The 19,184-nt window shown below is 41.6% G+C and carries 13 protein-coding genes and 1 pseudogene; 9 read left to right on the plus strand and 5 right to left on the minus strand.

The annotated features are described in order from the left end of the window. The first annotated feature begins 10 nt into the window (after nucleotides 1–10). Both V7K35_RS20970 and V7K35_RS20975 read left to right on the plus strand, forming a co-directional pair. Nucleotides 11–796: a PP2C family serine/threonine-protein phosphatase gene (locus V7K35_RS20970; RefSeq protein WP_335081242.1), complete on the plus strand. Its 786-nt coding sequence runs from the start codon at nucleotides 11–13 to the stop codon at nucleotides 794–796. A 6-nt stretch (nucleotides 797–802) separates the two neighbouring features. Continuing rightward, nucleotides 803–3,100, plus strand: coding sequence for a protein kinase domain-containing protein (locus tag V7K35_RS20975; RefSeq protein ID WP_335081244.1), 2,298 nt, complete (start codon nucleotides 803–805; stop codon nucleotides 3,098–3,100). Nucleotides 3,101–3,282: 182 nt separating this feature from the next. Here V7K35_RS20975 and V7K35_RS20980 read toward each other — a convergent pair whose 3' ends face one another. Further along, a complete protein-coding gene (locus V7K35_RS20980) occupies nucleotides 3,283–3,654 on the minus strand; it encodes a hypothetical protein (protein ID WP_335081246.1) in 372 nt (123 codons plus the stop codon). Nucleotides 3,655–3,778: 124 nt separating this feature from the next. Here V7K35_RS20980 and V7K35_RS20985 point away from each other — a divergent pair, with 124 nt between their 5' ends. Beyond that, entirely contained in the window at nucleotides 3,779–4,546 is a 768-nt protein-coding gene (locus tag V7K35_RS20985; RefSeq protein WP_335081248.1) for a 2-phosphosulfolactate phosphatase, read from the plus strand. 9 nt (nucleotides 4,547–4,555) lie between these two features. Here the strand turns inward: V7K35_RS20985 and V7K35_RS20990 are convergent, their stop codons facing one another. Further along, nucleotides 4,556–5,086, minus strand: coding sequence for a hypothetical protein (locus tag V7K35_RS20990; RefSeq protein WP_335081250.1), 531 nt, complete (start codon nucleotides 5,084–5,086; stop codon nucleotides 4,556–4,558). Between the two features lie 541 nt (nucleotides 5,087–5,627). On the opposite strand from V7K35_RS20990, the pseudogene V7K35_RS20995 reads away from it, so the two are divergent. From V7K35_RS20995 to V7K35_RS21010, 4 genes and pseudogenes are all read left to right on the plus strand, one after another. Continuing rightward, nucleotides 5,628–8,936: pseudogene (locus V7K35_RS20995) on the plus strand (phycobilisome rod-core linker polypeptide); the annotation flags it as partial. A 379-nt stretch (nucleotides 8,937–9,315) separates the two neighbouring features. Then, nucleotides 9,316–9,801 carry an allophycocyanin subunit alpha gene (apcA, locus tag V7K35_RS21000; RefSeq protein ID WP_335081252.1) on the plus strand — a complete coding sequence of 162 codons (486 nt, stop codon included), beginning with the start codon at nucleotides 9,316–9,318 and terminating at the stop codon, nucleotides 9,799–9,801. A 65-nt stretch (nucleotides 9,802–9,866) separates the two neighbouring features. Next, a complete protein-coding gene (gene apcB, locus V7K35_RS21005) occupies nucleotides 9,867–10,355 on the plus strand; it encodes an allophycocyanin subunit beta (protein WP_094349822.1) in 489 nt (162 codons plus the stop codon). A 222-nt stretch (nucleotides 10,356–10,577) separates the two neighbouring features. Then, nucleotides 10,578–10,784, plus strand: coding sequence for a phycobilisome linker polypeptide (locus tag V7K35_RS21010; protein ID WP_012411143.1), 207 nt, complete (start codon nucleotides 10,578–10,580; stop codon nucleotides 10,782–10,784). Nucleotides 10,785–10,982: 198 nt separating this feature from the next. Here the strand turns inward: V7K35_RS21010 and V7K35_RS21015 are convergent, their stop codons facing one another. Continuing rightward, the gene (locus tag V7K35_RS21015; RefSeq protein ID WP_335081255.1) at nucleotides 10,983–13,370 is read right to left on the minus strand and encodes an EAL domain-containing protein; all 2,388 of its coding nucleotides are present in this window, start codon (nucleotides 13,368–13,370) and stop codon (nucleotides 10,983–10,985) included. Nucleotides 13,371–13,678: 308 nt separating this feature from the next. After that, on the minus strand, nucleotides 13,679–14,389 hold the full coding sequence (locus V7K35_RS21020; protein ID WP_335081257.1) for a hypothetical protein: 711 nt from the start codon (nucleotides 14,387–14,389) through the stop codon (nucleotides 13,679–13,681). A 410-nt stretch (nucleotides 14,390–14,799) separates the two neighbouring features. On the opposite strand from V7K35_RS21020, the gene V7K35_RS21025 reads away from it, so the two are divergent. Next, entirely contained in the window at nucleotides 14,800–16,002 is a 1,203-nt protein-coding gene (locus V7K35_RS21025; RefSeq protein ID WP_335081544.1) for an FtsW/RodA/SpoVE family cell cycle protein, read from the plus strand. 38 nt (nucleotides 16,003–16,040) lie between these two features. After that, nucleotides 16,041–16,886: a class I SAM-dependent methyltransferase gene (locus tag V7K35_RS21030; protein WP_335081259.1), complete on the plus strand. Its 846-nt coding sequence runs from the start codon at nucleotides 16,041–16,043 to the stop codon at nucleotides 16,884–16,886. On the opposite strand, the gene V7K35_RS21035 is transcribed toward V7K35_RS21030, so the two are convergent. Further along, entirely contained in the window at nucleotides 16,861–19,176 is a 2,316-nt protein-coding gene (locus V7K35_RS21035; protein WP_335081261.1) for a COG1470 family protein, read from the minus strand. The genes V7K35_RS21030 and V7K35_RS21035 overlap by 26 nt on opposite strands. Between the last annotated feature and the right edge of the window lie 8 nt (nucleotides 19,177–19,184).

Below are 19,184 nucleotides of genomic sequence, written 5' to 3' on the forward strand. Positions count from 1 at the left end.
AGGAAATTTTGTGAAGTGGAAAGCTGTTGCACGTTCTGCGATTGGAACGAGTCATCAAAAACAGGGGATAGTTTGTCAAGATTATGGAAAATATTGCATCTTTGATGATGTGATTGTAGGCGCTGTTGCTGATGGTGCTGGTAGTGCTAAATATTCTGATGTTGGTTCTAAGTTGGCGGTAGAAACGGTAATCAAATATCTGGGAAGAATTAGTGAATATCTTCAGAAGCGCAAACGCTGTTGGCAAAATATTTCTCAAGAATTTTCGCAAACGGAAGCCGATAAATTATTTACTAAAACTGTAAAAAAGGTAATTGTTGAGTTAGGCAAGCAAGCAGCCAAAAGAGATTATTCTGTCAATGATTTAGCTTGTACATTGTTGGTTTTCGTGGCAACTCCTGACTGGGTTGCAGCAATGCAAATTGGGGATGGATTTATTGTAAGGCGTTCCCAAGAGTCAGAATATGAACTGTTGTTTCAGCCAGATAAAGGTGAGTTTGCTAATGAAACAACTTTTATTACCTCAACAAATGCACTAAAAGACATGCGGGTAAAGGTCATTCCCAAAAAACAAGAGTTTATTTGTGCTTCCACTGATGGACTGGAAAAAGTAGCAATTCGCTTGAGCGACTGGAAACCTTTCTTACCTTTCTTTAAACCTTTGGAGGAATACTTGCATGAAAGTGTTAATCCAAAGGAGGATAAATATCTGATAGAATTTCTTAACTCTGAACGGCTAAATTCTCGCACTGACGATGATAAAACCTTACTTTTGTGCTTGTTTGATAGAGAGTAAAATTCGATGACAGTTCTCACCTGTGCCAGTACGGGAAAATCGATTACTCTGCTGGGTGAACCAATAGCTAATAGTGGTGAAGGTAAGGTTTTGCGAACTAATCACAATGGTTACTTAGCAAAAATTTATCACTCGCCAACTCCTGAACGTGTGCAAAAGTTGGCGGTGATGATAGCGCACCGTCCCAAAGAGCCAAACTCTCATCTCAATCATATTTCTTTTGCTTGGCCTAAGTCGGTACTGAAAGATACTCAGGCTAATTGCGTGGGCTTTTTGATACCAGAAATTAAGGAAGGAAAAGAACTTATTAATGTATACAACCCTAAGCAAAGAAAGGCTTTGAAGCTTGAAGTTGATTGGCGTTTTCTCCACACAACGGCACTGAATATCGCCTCAATTATTGAAGCAATTCACATTTCTGGCTATGTTTTAGGTGACATCAAGCCGCAAAATATTCTTGTAAACGATCGCGCCTTACCTTCAATTATTGATACTGACTCTTTTCAAGTTCGGAATCCGAAAAATAATAAGGTTTATCGTTGTTCAGTTGGTTCAGATGGCTTTACACCACCGGAACTGATTGGCAAAGATTTTGATAGCATTGATCAAACGGAAATACACGATCGCTTCCGGTTAGCAGTGATTATCTATCAGTTGTTGTTTGGTGGTGAAAGTCCTTTTGCAGGAAAGTGGATAGGTGCGGGGGAAACTCCAGAAACTAATGAACTTATCCGTCAGGGTTTATGGCTGTATGCACCAAACAGTTTGATTCAACCTGTAGAAAGGACAATTCCTCTTGAGATTATTCACCCAGAGGTTCAGCGATGTTTTCTCAGATGCTTTAACGATGGTTATAAAAATTCTAACTTGCGCCCAACTGCTGGGGATTGGGTAAAGGCGCTCAGACTTGCTGTTAATGAGTTAATTATCTGTGGAAAGGTAGACAGCCACTACTACAGCCGAACTTATGGTAAGTGTTATTGGTGCGATCGTTCTACAAAACTTGGTGTTGATATATTTCCTGGGTTTGCTAGACCAAAACAAGCTGATTTTGCTGAATCAACATCACTACCTTCACTACCTAAAGCTTTTGCCACAGATAAAATTATAGAAAATGTTGCAATAGGAGAGCAAATCCATACCCTCCAAGGGCATTCCAATTATGTTTATTCCGTAGGATACAGCCCAGATAATAGAAGCATTGTTAGCGGGAGTCATGACAAGACTATTAAATTGTGGAATTTAGGCACAAGAGAAATTTACACCCTTCAGGGGCACTCCTCTTATGTTAATTGCGTATCTTTCAATCCAGATGGCAAAACTCTTGCTAGTGGTAGTGATGACAAGACTATCAAACTGTGGGATGTGACAACAGAAGGGCAAATACGCACTCTCCAAGGGCATTCCTTTAATGTTCATTCCGTAGCTTTCAGTCCAGATGGCAAAACTCTTGCTAGTAGTAGTAAGAGTATCAAACTGTGGAATGTGACAACAGGAGGGCAAATCCGCGCTCTCCAAGGGCATTCCTTTAATGTTCATTCCGTAGCTTTCAGTCCAGATGGCAAAACCCTTGCCAGTGGGAGTGATGACACAACTATCAAATTGTGGGATGTCACAACAGGAGTTCAAATCCGCACTTTTCAGGCGCATTCTGACTGGGTTCGTTCGGTTGCCTTCAGCCCAGATGGTAAAACCCTTGCCAGTGGAAGTCATGACAAGACTATCAAACTGTGGGATGTGACAACAGGAGCGCAAATCCATACCCTCCAAGGGCATTTCAACTATGTTTATTCCGTAGCTTTCAGTCCAGATGGCAAAACCCTTGCCAGTGGGAGTCATGACAAGACTATCAAACTATGGGATGTAAGCACGGCAAGAGAAATCTACACCCTTAAGGGGCATTCCTCCTATGTTAATTCTGTAGCTTTCAGTCCAGATGGCAAAATTCTTGCCAGTGGGAGTGATGACAAAACTATCAATATTTGGCAACTTGCATCATCAAGCAATACAGCTACTTCATCGTCAACTAAGCCAACTCAATTTAACATTCCTCAACCAGCAGCTTCTACACCTCATACTCAACCTGTAATAACCCAACCACCGATAAAACCTACCACTACTTCATTATTTACTTCTATAGAGGTATTTTTCTTGTTAGTCTGGTTAGGTGACGGAGTTTTTTTTGTTATTGTAGGTAGTATGAAGGGAAGTGCGTGGTTTGTGCTTCCATTAGGTGTTTTTCTGTTGCTTTTTGCTTTGCTTTTTGTTCTGATTCGTAAGCTGAACCGGCACAGTACCAAATAGCAGTGGATATTTTAAATTCAGCTAAAGAATACTGGGAGGCTAATAATATTTATTTCAAGTTTTTAGTTATCAACAAATAGACATTGATGATGGTATTGGTCATTCTTGTTGAGCATAGCCTGAATAAATACTGTATTTAAAAACAACCTTTCTTGATTCATTTTATTATGTCATCGTTATTTTTAGGGCATTCCATACAAATAGTGATTATGTTGAATTGACCAATCACTTGGTGCTTCAACTGTTCCTGTTAATGCCTCTAGTACATCCCAAGCGTTACCCTCAGAGTTGAACATTTCCGCAGCTTCCATTAAAGGAGATTCGATTTTAGGAGGGTAAATTCCTTCTAAAGTAAATATTTTAGGGTTTCGTTCCTCAAAAAGCTTAATGAGATTATATAAAGCTTCTTCTTGATTCTCACCAAAACATTGATAGTCTGGTAAACCTAACAATGTTGCTTTCACTGTGCCATCTGGTTCGGTTTCAATTAAGACATCATAATTTAACTTAGATGCTGTATTTTTAGGATAAGTTTGGATAGTTAAATTCATCATATTTTTCCCATTTAATCGTTATTTTAATTATAACTGCTGACATTATTGCGTAGTAAGGAATTTATTCCTCAAAGTATTTTTATGGTGCGTTAGCGGAAAGTACAGCAATATTTTTCCGGATTTAGTGCGTTACCCTATTGTCTTTGGAACTGTAGCGATCGCTCCAATGATTTACAACCAATCAGAGTTTGATTTACGCTGTGAATGGGGCCCCCAAGGAGTTGCTCAACTCGCTCCTATCAGTGATGTAATTGTAATAGTTGACGTTCTTTCTTTTTCTACCTGCGTGGAAATTGCCACCAACAACGGCGCGATAATTTTTCCCTACGCAATGAAAGATGAATCTGTTATAGATTATGCCAAATCAGTGCGAGCAGAGTTAGCAAGTCATAGACAACGTTGGACTACAACAGGATATTCTCTCTCGCCAAAATCGGTAGCTCAGATTCCTGCTGGAACTAGACTAGTTTTACCCTCACCTAATGGTTCTTTTCTGACTTTACATACAGGGAATACACCAACTTTGGCTGGTTGCTTGCGAAATTGCCAAGCTGTAGCGCAGTTTGCTCAAAAGTATGGTGATAAAATCGCTGTGATTCCTGCCGGTGAAAGGTGGAAAGAAGATGATAGCCTCCGCCCTGCATTTGAAGATTTAATTGGTGCTGGGGCAATTCTCAATTATTTTCATGGTAGTTTATCACCAGAAGCCGAAGTGGCTGTGGCAACATTTCAAGCTTTCCAGCAGGATTTACTGGGATACTTGAAAAAATGCAGTTCGGGTAAAGAGTTGATTGAAAGAGGTTTTGAGCCAGATGTTGAACTGTCCGCCGCCTACAACGTAAGTGATTGTGTGCCTTTGTTTACTGATAATGCTTATGTAAATTCCAGGTAACACATTTAATCAAAGGTCACATTGATTAGTTTGGCAATATTTGGCATTATTTATAAATTCTGGCAGATTTCTCAAGGGAATTATCTGAAATGATGACCCACCCTGCACCTCAGCAGTGATGTAAGCAAACTTTTGCCCACGATAAAACTGGTCACGACCAACTTTGGTGACATACCCAGACTTCTGGAAGTCATTGGCGATGTTGTAATTATAAATATTTTGTAAGAGTTTCACCGCTTTGACATTTTTTGTGGTGAATTTGAGGCGATCGTCACCACTAACGGTTATTCCTTCTTTGGTCACTCTCCCATTTTGCTTTGTAACATCAGCATAAAAGTATAAATTTCCCTTTGTACCCTCATAACCGTGGGCTTCGCTGTTGTATCTCAAAGTTGGTAGTTGTGATCGAGTTTTTGCCCATTTAACAACGGTGCTAATATTTTGTTCTGGGAGCGCATTTGCAGGAGTGATAGCTAAAATAACTGCGATCGCAGACAGAGTAGCATTGAATAAATAGTTAAATTTAGAACTTTTGTGCATAGTATTTTCCGGTTAAAGAATGCTGATAGCTAATGCTTAAACCACGACAATTTGAGAATTATTTCCAGGGTGGCATTATTTCTTAATATTCAGTCACTAGTAGCAAAAATAACTTAACATCGACTAATCACTACTGTCCACTAATGTTACTGAAGGGAATTTTATTTCAACTGAGATTTTGCCCAAATTGCGATAATTGTCGGGTGGACACTGCCACAAACTATCAAAATCGAAGTTTTCGGCATCGGTAGACCGTGCTTACCCTAGTACTTGAGTTACAAAACTTAGATTTTATCTCAGGCAAACAAGAGTTTCCATTGTTGAGATTGGATACATTCAAGATAGAGGTTCTACACACTTCTTAATAAACCAGCCTTGAGAACGCAAAACGTTCTAATCTAAAAGCTAACTGGGTTAATTTACTGGCAGTTTTGCAGGCAGTACTCTCAAGCTCATCTAGCATAGACACAGCAATGTGTCAAGCCTCAAAGCGACCCAGACTTAACACATAAACGATTATGATGGGAGTTTTACAAATCCGATGAGTGTTAAGGCGAGTGGTGGAAGCTCAGTTGCGCGTCCGCAACTATATCAAACCCTAGCTGTAGCGACAATTACCCAAGCCGAGCAGCAAGACCGCTTTTTGGGAAGTGGTGAATTAAATGAACTGGCAAGCTATTTTGCATCTGGTGCAAAGCGTCTAGAAATTTCCCAGAGGCTCACGGAAAATGCCGAGATTATCGTATCTCGAGCTGCCAACCGGATTTTTGTCGGTGGTTCGCCAATGGCTTTTTTAGAAAAGCCCAGAGAAGTGGAAATAGTACCTGTTAGTGCTGGTGCTAATGTTCAACAAGGGATGCAACTGGGAACTGTAACCTACGTTGAAAGTCGTGGTGGGTTCCTAGAAAATTTACGATCAATCTTTAACTCATCCCCCAGTGGCCCAACACCTCCAGGTTTCAGACCAATTAACATTGCCCGTTATGGTCCGAGCAACATGGCCAAGAGCTTGCGGGATTTATCCTGGTTCTTGCGCTACGCTACTTATGCGATCGTTGCTGGAGACCCCAACATCATAGCGGTGAACACACGAGGTTTGCGAGAAATAATTGAAAATGCCTGCTCTGGTGAAGCAACGCTAGTAGCTTTGCAGGAAATCAAAGCCGGGTCACTTTCCTTTTTCCGCAATGATGCTGAGGCTACAGAGATTGTGTCTCAGTACATGGATGTTTTGCTAACAGAATTCAAAGCAGCCACACCTTCAAATAAACTGCGCCAACGCCCCTCTAGCGACCAGCAAGGGTTGGAACTACCGCAAATTTACTTTAATGCGGCAGAACGGCGTCCCAAGTTTGTGATGAAGACTGGGTTATCAAGTAGCGAAAAAAATGAGGTAATTAAGGCTGCATATCGGCAAATCTTTGAGCGCGATATTACCCGTGCTTATAGCTTGTCCATATCTGACCTAGAATCCAAGGTAAAAAATGGCGACATCTCCATGAAGGGGTTTGTCCGTCGTCTAGCTAAATCTCCCCTTTACCAAAAACAGTTTTACCAGCCTTTTATTAACAGCCGAGTCATCGAACTAGCTTTCCGTCACATTCTGGGACGGGGCCCAAGTAGCCGCGAAGAAGTACAAAAATACTTCTCCATTATTTCTAATGGTGGTCTGCCAGCCTTGGTAGATGCCTTAGTAGATTCTGCTGAATACGGCGACTATTTTGGCGAAGAAACAGTACCCTATCTCCGGGGTCTGGGTCAAGAAGCACAAGAATGTCGCAACTGGGGCCTGCAGCAAGACCTGTTTAACTACAGTGCGCCTTTCCGCAAAATACCTCAGTTCATTACCACATTTGCTGCTTACGAACAACCGCTACCAGATCAACATCCTTACGGTTCTGGGAATGACCCCTTGGAAATTCAGTTTGGGGCGATTTTCCCGAAAGAAACTCGCAACCCCAGCACCAGTCCGGCTCCCTTTGGCAAGGATACCAAGCGTATCCTAATTCACCAAGGAGCAGGGATTAATAACCAAAATAGTAATCCCAAAGTGCGGGGCGAAGCTCCTGGAACCCTTGGTCCCAAGGTGTTCAAATTAGATCAACTGCCTGGTACTATTAGTAGAAAAGCTGCCAAAGGTTCTAGTGTCAGATTCTCTGAAAGCTCGACGCAAGCAGTGATTAAAGCTGCTTACTTGCAAGTTTTCGGTCGCGATCTTTACGAAGGTCAGCGCCCGAAGGTATTGGAAATCAAGCTGGAAAACGGCGACATATCCGTGCGGGAGTTTATCCGTGCTCTGGCTAAGTCGGATGTATTCCGTAATCTGTACTGGTCATCGCTATATGTTTGTAAAGCGATCGAGTATATTCACCGCCGCTTGTTGGGTCGTCCGACTTATGGTCGTCAAGAAATCAACAAGTACTTTGACATCGCCGCTAAACAAGGCTTTTACGCGGTAGTTGATGCCATTATTAACAGCGTAGAATACAGCGAAGCATTTGGTGAAGATACAATTCCTTACGAACGGTATCTGACTCCTGGTGGTGTATCAGGGCGACAATTGCGCGTTGGTAGTATTCGTGAAGATGTTGCGGCGAAAGTTCAGAAGGAAGTAACGCCGAGCTTTGTGACACTGGGTACAGTCACAGAAAATCGATCAGAGCCAGACATTCAGTTCCGCATTAACCAAGGTGTCAGCAAGCAACGCGAACAAACCAAAATCTTCAAGCTGGTGGCCAATACCAGTGATAAAGTTGCGGTAAAAACTTTGATCAGCGCTGCCTATCGTCAAATTTTTGAGCGGGATATTGCACCTTACATCGCCAAAAACGAATTTACAAAATGGGAAAGCAAGCTGGGGAACGGCGAAATCAGCGTGAAGGAATTTATTGAAGGTTTGGGTTACTCTAACCTCTACCTGAAAGAGTTCTACACACCCTACCCCAACACCAAAGTGATTGAGTTGGGAACCAAACACTTCCTGGGACGTGCGCCATTAGACCAAGCAGAAATCCGCAAGTATAACCAGATTTTGGCTACTCAAGGTATTCGTGCTTTTATCGGTGCTTTGGTAGATAGTGTGGAATATAACCAGGTGTTTGGTGAAGATACGGTACCTTACCGTCGCTTCCCAACCTTACCTGCGGCAAACTTCCCGAATACAGAGAAGCTGTACAACCAGCTTACTAAGCAAAACGATGACGTAGTTGTGCCTAGCTTTAAACCAGCGCAAGCCCGCGTTGGAGCGAGCGATACACCGCTTTTGGCACAGGCGATCGCAGATATATCAGCGCAAACAAATGGTATAAACCAGAGTCAGCCCTCATTTGCTGAACTAGGTCGTTCCTACAACGATGGTAACGGACAATCCGTGGAGCTAGGTGTGCGTAAACATGCACGCATTTACCGTCTGGCACAGAGCACTAACCAAACCGAAAGACAACAGGCAATCAACGCCATTTACTGTCAAGTGTTGGATGTTAGCGGTGAAGTGCCTGATAATTTCCGCCGTACTGATCTAGAGGGCAAACTCCAGAATGGTGAAATTTCCGTCCGGGAGTTTGTGCGTGAACTAGCCAGTTCCCAAATTTATCGCCAGCGCTTCCACATACCTTATCCTCATGCCAAGGTAATTGAGTTCCTCTTCCGTCACCTGTTGGGGCGTACACCCACAACTCAGGAAGAAATTAGCCAGTATAACAAGCTGCTAGCTGATAGTGGTTTGTCGGCTGCTGTAGAAGCAATAGTCGAAAGCCCAGAATATAGCCGCTACTTCGGTGAAGATGTTGTGCCTTACAACCGCTTCCCATCTCTGCCAGCAGGTAACTACCTCGGCAGTGTACAGGCGGCTGAATAGGAAATAGGGATTGGGGATTGGTGACTGAGGAGTTAATTTTCTTCTCAATGCCCAATACCCAATATCCCTTCGTAACCTTTCGTAATATTGCTCTCAAATTACAGCTAAAATAGGGAATTCTGAAAAGCAATATTACAAAGTGTTAAGAGCAGTCATAAATGCTCAACAGAATGCCGGAAAATGTTTTGCGGAAGGTAACTGAGTTTAAAAGCTTGTGTACTTGTGTTGACTCAAGAAAACTCCTAATTCATTAGCTATAGCAGTTATTAAACTGTTGTATCTAAAAGAACTAGAAAATAAACTCAGTGAACCAAATTAAAGTCGTAGCAGTTTAATCAAATCCTAGTTTCATTCGTATTGGAGGAATCCATTAATGAGTATCGTCACGAAAGCTATCGTGAATGCTGATGCAGAAGCCCGCTATCTCAGCCCTGGCGAATTGGATCGGATCAAATCCTTTGTTGCAAGTGGTGAGCGCCGTGTGCGGATTGCTCAAGTTTTGACAGAAAATCGCGAACGACTGGTTAAGCAAGCTGGCGATCAACTGTTCCAAAAGCGTCCTGACGTTGTGTCTCCTGGTGGAAACGCTTACGGTCAAGAATTGACTGCTACTTGCCTACGTGACCTAGATTACTACCTCCGCCTCGTTACCTACGGTATCGTTGCTGGTGATGTTACCCCGATTGAAGAAATTGGTGTTATCGGCGCCCGTGAACTGTATAAGTCATTGGGAACTCCGATTGATGGTGTTGCTGAAGGTATCCGTGGGCTGAAGAATGTCTCTGCTACATTGCTGTCTGGTGATGACGCTGCTGAAGCTGGTACCTACTTCGACTACTTAGTTGGCGCCCTGCTATAAGGTGATGCTGTTTCCCTACCGAAACAGAAGTATTGCAATACGGTTGGAAATAAGGAATTAACAACATGGCTCAAGACGCAATTACTGCTGTAATTAACTCCGCAGACGTTCAAGGTAAATACCTAGACGCTTCTGCTTTACAAAAGCTAAAAGGCTACTTCGCTACTGGCGAACTGCGGGTACGTGCTGCTAGCACCATCAGCGCCAACGCTGCTGCGATCGTCAAAGAAGCTGTAGCAAAATCTTTGCTATACTCTGACATCACCCGTCCCGGCGGCAACATGTACACTACCCGCCGCTATGCTGCTTGCATCCGTGATTTGGATTACTACCTCCGCTATGCCACCTACGCAATGTTAGCTGGCGATCCTTCCATTTTGGATGAGCGTGTATTAAATGGCTTGAAGGAAACCTACAACTCTTTAGGAGTTCCCGTTGGTGCTACCGTGCAAGCTATCCAAGCAATCAAGGAAGTAACCGCTAGCTTGGTTGGTTCTGATGCTGGTAAGGAAATGGGTGTTTACTTAGACTATATCTCTTCTGGGTTAAGCTAAGAACTAGTTTGCGCTTAAGAATTTAGGTGCGGCTCTATTAAGGTCTGGAAATCAACTGTGAGTGCTAGAACGTTATATTGCTTATCTTGGTAAATTATCAGTGATGAGTGTTGCTGGTCTAGTATTGATGTTTGATTTCCAGCCTTTGATTATTAAAAGATTTGCACTCAAGATTTTGAGATAAAAAAAGTTTTCACAAAGTATACAGGAGATTTTCAAAACATGTCTCGTTTGTTTAAAATTACTGCTCTAGTTCCCAGCCAAACCCGAATTCGTACCCAACGCGAACTACAAAATACTTACTTCACTAAGCTAGTTCCCTATGAGAACTGGTTCCGCGAACAGCAACGCATCCAAAAAGCAGGTGGCAAAATAATCAAGGTGGAACTTGCAACTGGTAAGCAAGGTGCCAATACTGGCTTGTCGTAATTCTATAAATAGAAGGTTATTTTAGGAAATTGGTAAGAGGTCGAAAAAGACCTCTTTTTTGTTGCTTAGATTTTTGAAAGTTAGAAAATGCGATCGCTCACTGGTGATTCTGCTAACAATCCTTGTATCATCATATCTCCTAAAAGCCAAGCAGTTAATCGGATTAAGTCATTGAGTTATGGTAAAAAATTGCCATAATCACCACTGACGATTAGCCACGATTAAAGCTTCTGCTGTTGAACTGTCCAAGGGCTTGGAGAAAAAATTTCCCTGACCATATTCACATTTCATTGCTCTCAGGAGTGCTAATTGTTCTGCCGTTTCCAAGCCTTCTGCTGTGACAGTTACACCTATTTTTTTAGACAGGGTGACAATTGTCTCAACAATATCTAAATTTCCTTCACCAACACTCCTTCCACTAACGAAGGAGCGGTCAATCTTTAACTCATGAATCGGAAAGTGGTGAAGGCGACCTAATGAAGAATAGCCTGTACCAAAGTCATCAATTGCCAACTTAATTCCTAAATTTCTTAGTAGATTTAACGTGGTAGTGACATTCTCGCCGTTTTCCATAATTACACTTTCTGTGATCTCCAATTTCAAACTCTGTATATCTAAACTAGTCTCCTGTAAGACTTGATTGATGTGCAGCAGTGGCTTTTGTTGACTGAACCAAGAACTACAAAGATTGACGCTAATGGTCAAGGCTTGCTCACCCGAATTCCCTGATTTTGGAGGGAATCGGTCTTGCCACTGCTGTGTCTGGCGGCATGCTTCACGCATCACCCACTCATCAATTAAAATACTCAGCCCAGTTTCTTGAGCAGTTGGCAGGAAATCTTCTGGAAAAATAATACCCCGTACTGGATGCTGCCACCGCACCAGTGCTTCAAAACCAGTTATCCTCCCAGTAGTGAGTGACACAATTGGTTGATAATGAATCCGAAACTCCTGACGTTCAATAGCTCGTCGCAGAGCCGTCTCCAACTGCAAGTGTGCCATTGCCTGAATATGCATATCAGTATTAAACATCTGGTAGCGCACCTTGTCTTGTGCCTTAGCTCGGTACATTGCAATGTCAGCGTTACGCAGAAGGTCTTCTGGTTGGTTATAATCTGTGATGCTCAAGGCAATACCAATACTGACTGTGGTAAACACTTCTTGCCCATCTAAAACTACGGGAATTGCCAGTTTTTCTTGTATCTGTTCAGTCATGCGTACTACGTGGTTAACATCCTGAATTCCTCCCAACAGGATTGTGAACTCGTCTCCTCCCACCCTTGCAGCTACATCTATAGAGCGCAAGCATTCCTTTAGCCTTTGAGCAATAGTCAGCAGTACTTGGTCACCAAATGTGTGTCCCAAGCTGTCGTTGATAAATTTGAAGCGATCTAAGTCTAGAAACAGTACGGCAAATAAATAATCTGAATGCCGTTTTGAATAATCGATCGCATTTTTGAGGCTATTCATAAAGAAAGCGCGGTTTGGCAACCCCGTTAATGCATCGTGAAATGCCAAATGTAGCAGTTGTGATTCTGCTCGCTTACGCTCTGTAACTTCAATTAGCAATTCCTGATTTATTTTCGCTAGTTCTGCTGTTCGTTCTCTGACACGAGTTTCTAGCTGATCATGAACTATTCGTAACGCCTCTTCTGCTTGCTCTAGTTTCTGATTCTTTTGTGAAAGTTTTTGAATGTAAGTTGCGATCGTTTGGATAAGGTTGTTGAAGGATATTGACAATAGACCGATTTCATCTGATGTGGTGACCGGAACTCGCAAAGTAAAATCTGATGAAGAACTAACAAGTTGAGCAACCTGAGTCACAGCTTCTATCGGGCGGGCGATCGCTCGACTGGTAGAGAAGCCTAAGACAGCAGCGAACAAGACTGAGAGTACCATACCGATAGCAATAATCTGGTTTCGTAAGTTCTCTGCTTGTATCAAGGCGTCCTTTGCTTTTTTCTCTTGCTCTCCAGCGCTTTTAATAAAAGTTGTGAGATCGTAAGCAGAGCTAACAATTGCACCAAATTCGGGGCCACCTGTAAAGTCTGTAATTAGTTTCTTAGCTGCACTACTTGATTGTGGTTGTAACATCTGCGGCTTTATCTGGTTGAGCACGACTTCAAGCTGTTGGTAGAATTTTTCCGCAGCCTGATAATCTTTGGACAACAAACGATCCAAGTTTTTTGTAGCTGTAGTTTGTGGTGATCGCTGGAGTTCGTTGATCAGCTGCTTAATTTTTTCTGCTCGCTCAGACAATTCCGACTTGTGTTGCTCAAACTCTTTCGGCTTTTTGAGTAAAGGTACAAACTCTCTAGTAGGTAGAGTCCGAAGCATGGCTACTTGCAAGTCACCCAACAGATCACCTTGTTGATTAGCACTGTCTTGACTAGTACTCGCTTGTTGCTGGTAATAATTGCCAAGGGTCAATCCAGCGATCGTTCCTCCTACAGCAATGCTCAGAGCTACAGCATAGCCGCCAATAATTTTATTTCTCAAACTCAAACGACGCAGGATGTCTGATATCCTGTTTGAACGAGTTTGTAATGGGATAAATCGACAGATGAGATTGGGTTGACTCTTCACAAGATTCTAGCTTTTAGAGTAAAGAATTCTGCTACAGTTATATAAATCAAAGGAAGTAGCCTTCATTCTTTTACTCTAACCCGTACAGCAGGGCACAAATAAACCTACCATTTAAAATGAGTGAAAACTTTATTTGGTAAGCTTTATTAATTTTGAATTCTACGTAGCGGTACTACGGTTAGGTGTTCTATCAAGCCCTTGGGAAGAGTCTAAAAGTTTATTGCAGCAAAGGTTTTAGATTAGCTGGCATTTTATAAAAGCTACTCTAAATATTACTTACTACCACTACAGTAATGAAACAGAGCTAATTAACTCTCAACAGTGTTGATAACAGAAGGCAGTAGAAGTTCTGGTGAACTCATCCACCAACGAATAATTCTTTCTTCTTTAACGCTGCACTGTACGGCACCCCCCACTGCTCTTAGATATGTAATAACCTCTGGCAAAAGCTGACGAATTATTTTGCGTGTTCCTTGGGCAGTAAAGATTTCTACTTCCCCAAATAATTTTTCCATATAGACTGAGTAGAATCCCATATCTCGCAAGGAATTAATTAATCTTGTGTCTGACTGCTCCCGCGATAAAGTAATGTGCAGCTCATCTTGACGAAATGTTCCAGGTGCTAAAGATGCCAACTTAAGCTTAAAAGGAATTTCGATTTCTGGATTGAAAGATTTTTCCTCAATTTCTACGTCAACGGGAATATATTCCGCCTCAATGTACCCTTCTATAGCTTCAGAATTATCCTCTAAGTAGCGGAGAATACTAGCAAACTTTTTTTTTACTTCTGATCCATATTTAGTTTTTATTGTCAAGTGTTTTTTTGGAGGACGATGAGCCAGTCCTTCGGGATGACCTGAGAAGTCGGAATTCCAAAAGTTCTGAGTCTCAATCAGAAATTTTTCAAAAGGAGTTGAAAGCGTCTGAGCATCTATATGAATGTGAAACTCACCTACTAATGCTGGACGAGTAGATTTACGCACAATTGTGTTTGTGAAGGCTTTGCTGTTATTCGTCATATTTACGCAAGCTTTTAAAATAAGCTCAATTAACCATAGCCCTAGCAAAGTTAAGCCACTACCGTAATATTACTGAAACTTTATCTAGGCTTTTTATGAGAAACTTTCTGGATGCGTGATAACTTAAAAATTTTTCGGTTTGTCAAAAGTCAAATCAAGGAAAGCAAAAAAAAAGTATTGTATTGTCAAATTTGGTACTGCTCTGAGAAAAATATCCTTTGTATCAATTAGCGATCGCTAGAACCACCGCAGTCAAGGCGACTAGGAATTAGATTAACAGTTGCTAATTGATCGAGCGATGTATTGAAGTTAACAACTCTAAAATTTATGGTTCTAAAGCCTACTTATGAGTTATAAGTTATGATTTATGAGTTTTATTGCTAAATCCTAACTTTTTACCCGTACTGATCGTGAATCTACGCCGCCTGATTCCAATTTTTGATAGTTCAGTCTCGAACTGGGCATTAGAAGCGCGGTTGTTGCGCTGGTTAACGTTGATTTGGCTGTTCGTCGGCTTGATCATGCTATTTTCAGCATCCTATCCTGTAGCTGACGCCCGTCATCATGACGGGCTGTACTACTTTAAGCGTCAACTGCTTTGGGTGTTAGTTTCTTTAATCGGATTCAATATTATTGTTAATTTCCCGTTGCAGAAAATTTTGGGACTATGCCATTGGTTTTTGTTGCTGTTTTTGGCGTTAATTTTCGTCACACTGATCCCAGGATTGGGAAGGAAGGCTTTTGACGCAGCGCGTTGGATTGCGATCGGGCCAATTCCGATTCAACCTTCAGAATTAATTAAACCCTTTTTGGTGCTGCAAAGTGCGCGGCTTTTTGGTCAGTGGGAACGAATCAGTTGGCGGGTTCGTTTGGCTTGGTTGGGTATTTTCGGTCTGGTACTTTTAGGAATTCTTGCCCAGCCTAACTTAAGTACAACAGCACTTTGCGGCATGACTATTTGGTTAATTGCTCTAGCTGCTGGGTTACCTTATAAGTACCTGGGAGGAACAGCAATTGGTGGAGTGATGTTGGCAATTCTCAGTATTAGTATTAAAGAGTACCAGCGTAAGCGGGTGATGTCATTCCTGAATCCGTGGGCGGATGCTACAGGAGATGGCTACCAGTTGGTGCAAAGTCTACTAGCCGTAGGTTCTGGTAAAACTTGGGGAGCCGGATTTGGGCTTTCCCAACAAAAGCTGTTTTATTTACCAATTCAGGATACCGATTTTATTTTTGCGGTGTTTGCCGAAGAGTTTGGCTTTGTGGGCAGTATGGTGTTGTTGGTACTTTTAGCTACATTCGCCACTCTCGGATTAATTGTCGCGCTGAAGGCTAAAAATATAGTGCATCGATTGGTAGCGATCGGCGTGACGATTTTGATGGTAGGACAGTCATTGCTCCACATCGGTGTTGCTACAGGTTCTTTACCAACTACTGGCTTACCTTTGCCCATGTTTAGTTATGGTGGTAATTCCATGATTGCCAGCTTAATAGCTACTGGGTTGCTGATTCGGGTAGCACGCGAAAGTAGTGAAGCTGAGGTAGTACCGTTGCGAAAACCCCTGTTGGAAAATGGGCGCAGACGCCGAGCTTTTCAGAAAAATAAGAATTGAGCTAGTACGCTCTTTGCACGATCAAAATTGAATAGATTATGAAAGACCTAAAAAAAACAATAATCAGCTACTCCAATACAGACCTGGAACAGCGCAAAAACTGGTATTCTCCAGCAGCAGAAGCTTACAACAAGGTAAGACCCCGCTATCCTCAGGATTTGATTCAGCAAGTTGTGAGAGTTGCTCAACTCTCCACAGACTCAAAAATTCTGGAAGTAGGATGTGGTCCTGGAACTGCAACAGTAGCGATCGCTCAATTGGGTTGCTCAATGATTTGCTTAGAACCAAACCCAGATTTTTTCCAGTTAGCTCAACATAATTGTCAACCGTATTCCAATGTAGAGATTCAGAACACATCCTTTGAAGAGTGGAAACTCAAGCCATTTGAATTTGATGCCGTCTTAGCAGCAACTTCTTTTCATTGGATATCACCAGAAGTTGGATATCCAAAAGTTGCAAACGCCCTACAAGAAAATGGCTACCTGATTTTATTATGGAACAAGGAACTTCAACCCAGCTACGAAGTGTATCAAAGTTTATCGCAAGTCTATCAACTACATACTCCATCTCTTGACCGATATGAAGACCAAGAAACACAAAATTATATCTTGAAACAATTAGGAAATATGGTCATTGATTCGGGGCAATTCAAAGACTTGAGATCCGGACAAGTTATATCAGAAGTAACCTACACTGTCGATGAATATTTAACACTTTTGAATACTTACTCGCCATATATAAAATTAGATCCACACAACAAAGAGTCTTTATTTTCGGGATTGAGGCATCGCATAGAAGATGATTTTGGAGGCAGTCTTCAACTTTCATATATCTCTGCTTTTCACATCGCCCAAAAAGTTACCTCTGAGGGAAGGGAGTCTTAAACGGGCTATTGTTGCGTGGCAAAGTAGATGGAATTGGGTTAATGCTAGGTATAGGCGTAGGAGTGGGCACCACTTTTTTGATGACTGTGATTGCAAATCCTTTTTGCTGGGGTTGTTGCTTGCCAGATATGTCATTAACTTGCAGTGCGATTTGAGGCGGGAAGGCTTGATTGACTGGAAGCTTTATTGAGTCAACTGGTTTAACGTCATTGCCGTACGGCAGAAGTTTAACCTGAATATTTTCTCCTTCTACTCTCCAACTTAGAGTAGTAAATTCTCCTTCTTTAAGAACCAGATTTGGTTGCTCACTACCGTTGATTGTAAAAGAGATAATCTTAAATGGTTTTGGTAATATTTCAATTTTTGAATCAGTATTTTTTAAACTATTTTTTTGACTTCCATTGTTAGAAAAAGCTTTGATTTGAAACGCAAAGTTCCCAGCTTTATTTGCTGGTAGAGGAATATTTGTACATCGCAGTTGTTGATTTTGTTGTATACATAGTTTTTGAACTTTAGGGTCGGCAATCTTGCCTTGATTAAATTTATAAGCAATTTGTTGACCATAGGATGTACCATCATCTGCACTGCCAGCAATTTGAATTTGTGCTAACAATAATGGACGGGCAATTGTCCAACTGAAAAGAATATTTTGACCTTTTGTATATAGTGGTTTGTCTGCTTGGAAACCAACTACCTCAGCAATTTGTTTTTCAGCTATTTCTACTTGTGTTGTTTGGCTTACTACTTGGTTTTTTGGAGAGAATAATTGTATACCATTACGATAAAAGGCTTGTAAATCAAAAGTGTAATTTCCTTTTGTTTTCACTCCAGTTTTAACGTTGCTACAAATTAGCTGTTGTTTTTCTTGCACCTGACAAGGAGGTATTTCATTAGCACTTCCTTTGCCTAGTGTTTCAGGAATACCATTGCTAAAGTCATAGGTAATAGGCTGAATAGGTTGTGAACCTTTAGTCGTCAGAACCAACTTTTGCAACTGTTGATAATTGTGAATGTCCCACTTTAAAGCTACCTCATCTTCCTCTTCAGTAATTTGAGGGTTATTGGCACTAAAATTTTCTAATCTCAAAGGATCAGGATTTAAAATTCGCCAAATGATAAATCCTATCCCTCCTATTAAACCCAAAATTGCCAAAAGTAGTAGAAAAAATTGCCACAAAGGACGAGGTTTCCATACCAAACTTCCTTGAGGCAATGTGTTAGGTAAGGGTAAATTTTGTTCATCTTTGATATCTAGTTGAAAGTTGACCACTAGCCCTGTGCCAAACCACGGCCTTCGCCACCAAGGTCTGGGTTTAACCGTCAAATTGGCGGTAGTAGTTCTATTGGGTAATAATCTTACTTCAGTCGGATCAAATTTGTAAGTATATAGTTCTTCTTCGTCTCGACTTTTTAAAATTAATATTAGTTCGCGAACAATATTGCCCTGGTTTGCTAGTGATAATTCGTACTTGCCAAGACTACGGCTAACTTGTCCCAAGATGGTATTAAGTTCTATATCTAGGTGATAATTTGTCGGAATTTGGATGTATACCAAATCTAGCAGTACTAAGTCTGGAGAGCTTTCCGAATACAAGCGGATTGTTGGAGAATAGCTTCCCGCAAGGGTATCTCCAGGTGGATGAAATTTCAACAATATTTGACCCTGAGTACCAGGGTTGAGTTCTAATGCACTCACATCAGACACCAACCCTGGCCCCTCAAGTCCAGTTGCAGGATAATTGAGTGTGAACCAGTCATTATCTAAATCTGGGCAACTCAAGCGGAACCTGTCTACGAGATAAGAGCGATTGTCAACTATCACCTCCACTTGCAGAGGCTGACTAGGATTGAAAATTAGTGGCTTGTTGGGGTTGGTGTTAGGGCTAATGGAAAATGTCGGGTCATTCACCCGAATTGCGGTCTGTTCTTTTAGTAAAACTTTAATTTGGTTTGGGAAGGTTATGGGAGTATCTTGTGGATAATGTAGAGGAGAATCTACAACTAGTGTATAGTCATAGGTTCCTGGGAGAGCATTTGCGGGGATTTGAAATTCAAATGTTATTTCGTCACTATTCTGTTGGGGAGCTAATGCTAAACTTTCTCTAGGAGAACTAGACCAACCGGTTAAATTTTGAAATACTTCATCAAAAACAAAATATAAATCAATAACGGCACTCTGGTCTCCCTGATTGATTACAACAACATACAGTTGAATGGTATCTCCTGGCATCCCAAATTGAATTCCAGGTGGGTTGATAATAACTTCCAGTGGATTGAATTTAGCTTGCATGTCATCGA

The sequence above is a fragment of the Nostoc sp. genome (genome assembly GCF_036917275.1).
In the GTDB taxonomy this organism is placed as follows: domain Bacteria; phylum Cyanobacteriota; class Cyanobacteriia; order Cyanobacteriales; family Nostocaceae; genus Nostoc.

Bases quoted from the DNA above. Each gene is read 5' to 3' on its own strand.
- V7K35_RS21030 (WP_335081259.1), top strand. From the start codon at position 16,041: ATGAAAGACCTAAAAAAAACAATAATCAGCTACTCCAATACAGACCTG.
- V7K35_RS21035 (WP_335081261.1), bottom strand. From the start codon at position 19,176: ATGCAAGCTAAATTCAATCCACTGGAAGTTATTATCAACCCACCTGGA.
- apcA (WP_335081252.1), top strand. From the start codon at position 9,316: ATGAGTATCGTCACGAAAGCTATCGTGAATGCTGATGCAGAAGCCCGC.
- V7K35_RS20990 (WP_335081250.1), bottom strand. From the start codon at position 5,086: ATGCACAAAAGTTCTAAATTTAACTATTTATTCAATGCTACTCTGTCT.
- V7K35_RS20975 (WP_335081244.1), top strand. From the start codon at position 803: ATGACAGTTCTCACCTGTGCCAGTACGGGAAAATCGATTACTCTGCTG.
- V7K35_RS20980 (WP_335081246.1), bottom strand. From the start codon at position 3,654: ATGATGAATTTAACTATCCAAACTTATCCTAAAAATACAGCATCTAAG.
- V7K35_RS21010 (WP_012411143.1), top strand. From the start codon at position 10,578: ATGTCTCGTTTGTTTAAAATTACTGCTCTAGTTCCCAGCCAAACCCGA.
- apcB (WP_094349822.1), top strand. From the start codon at position 9,867: ATGGCTCAAGACGCAATTACTGCTGTAATTAACTCCGCAGACGTTCAA.
- V7K35_RS21020 (WP_335081257.1), bottom strand. From the start codon at position 14,389: ATGACGAATAACAGCAAAGCCTTCACAAACACAATTGTGCGTAAATCT.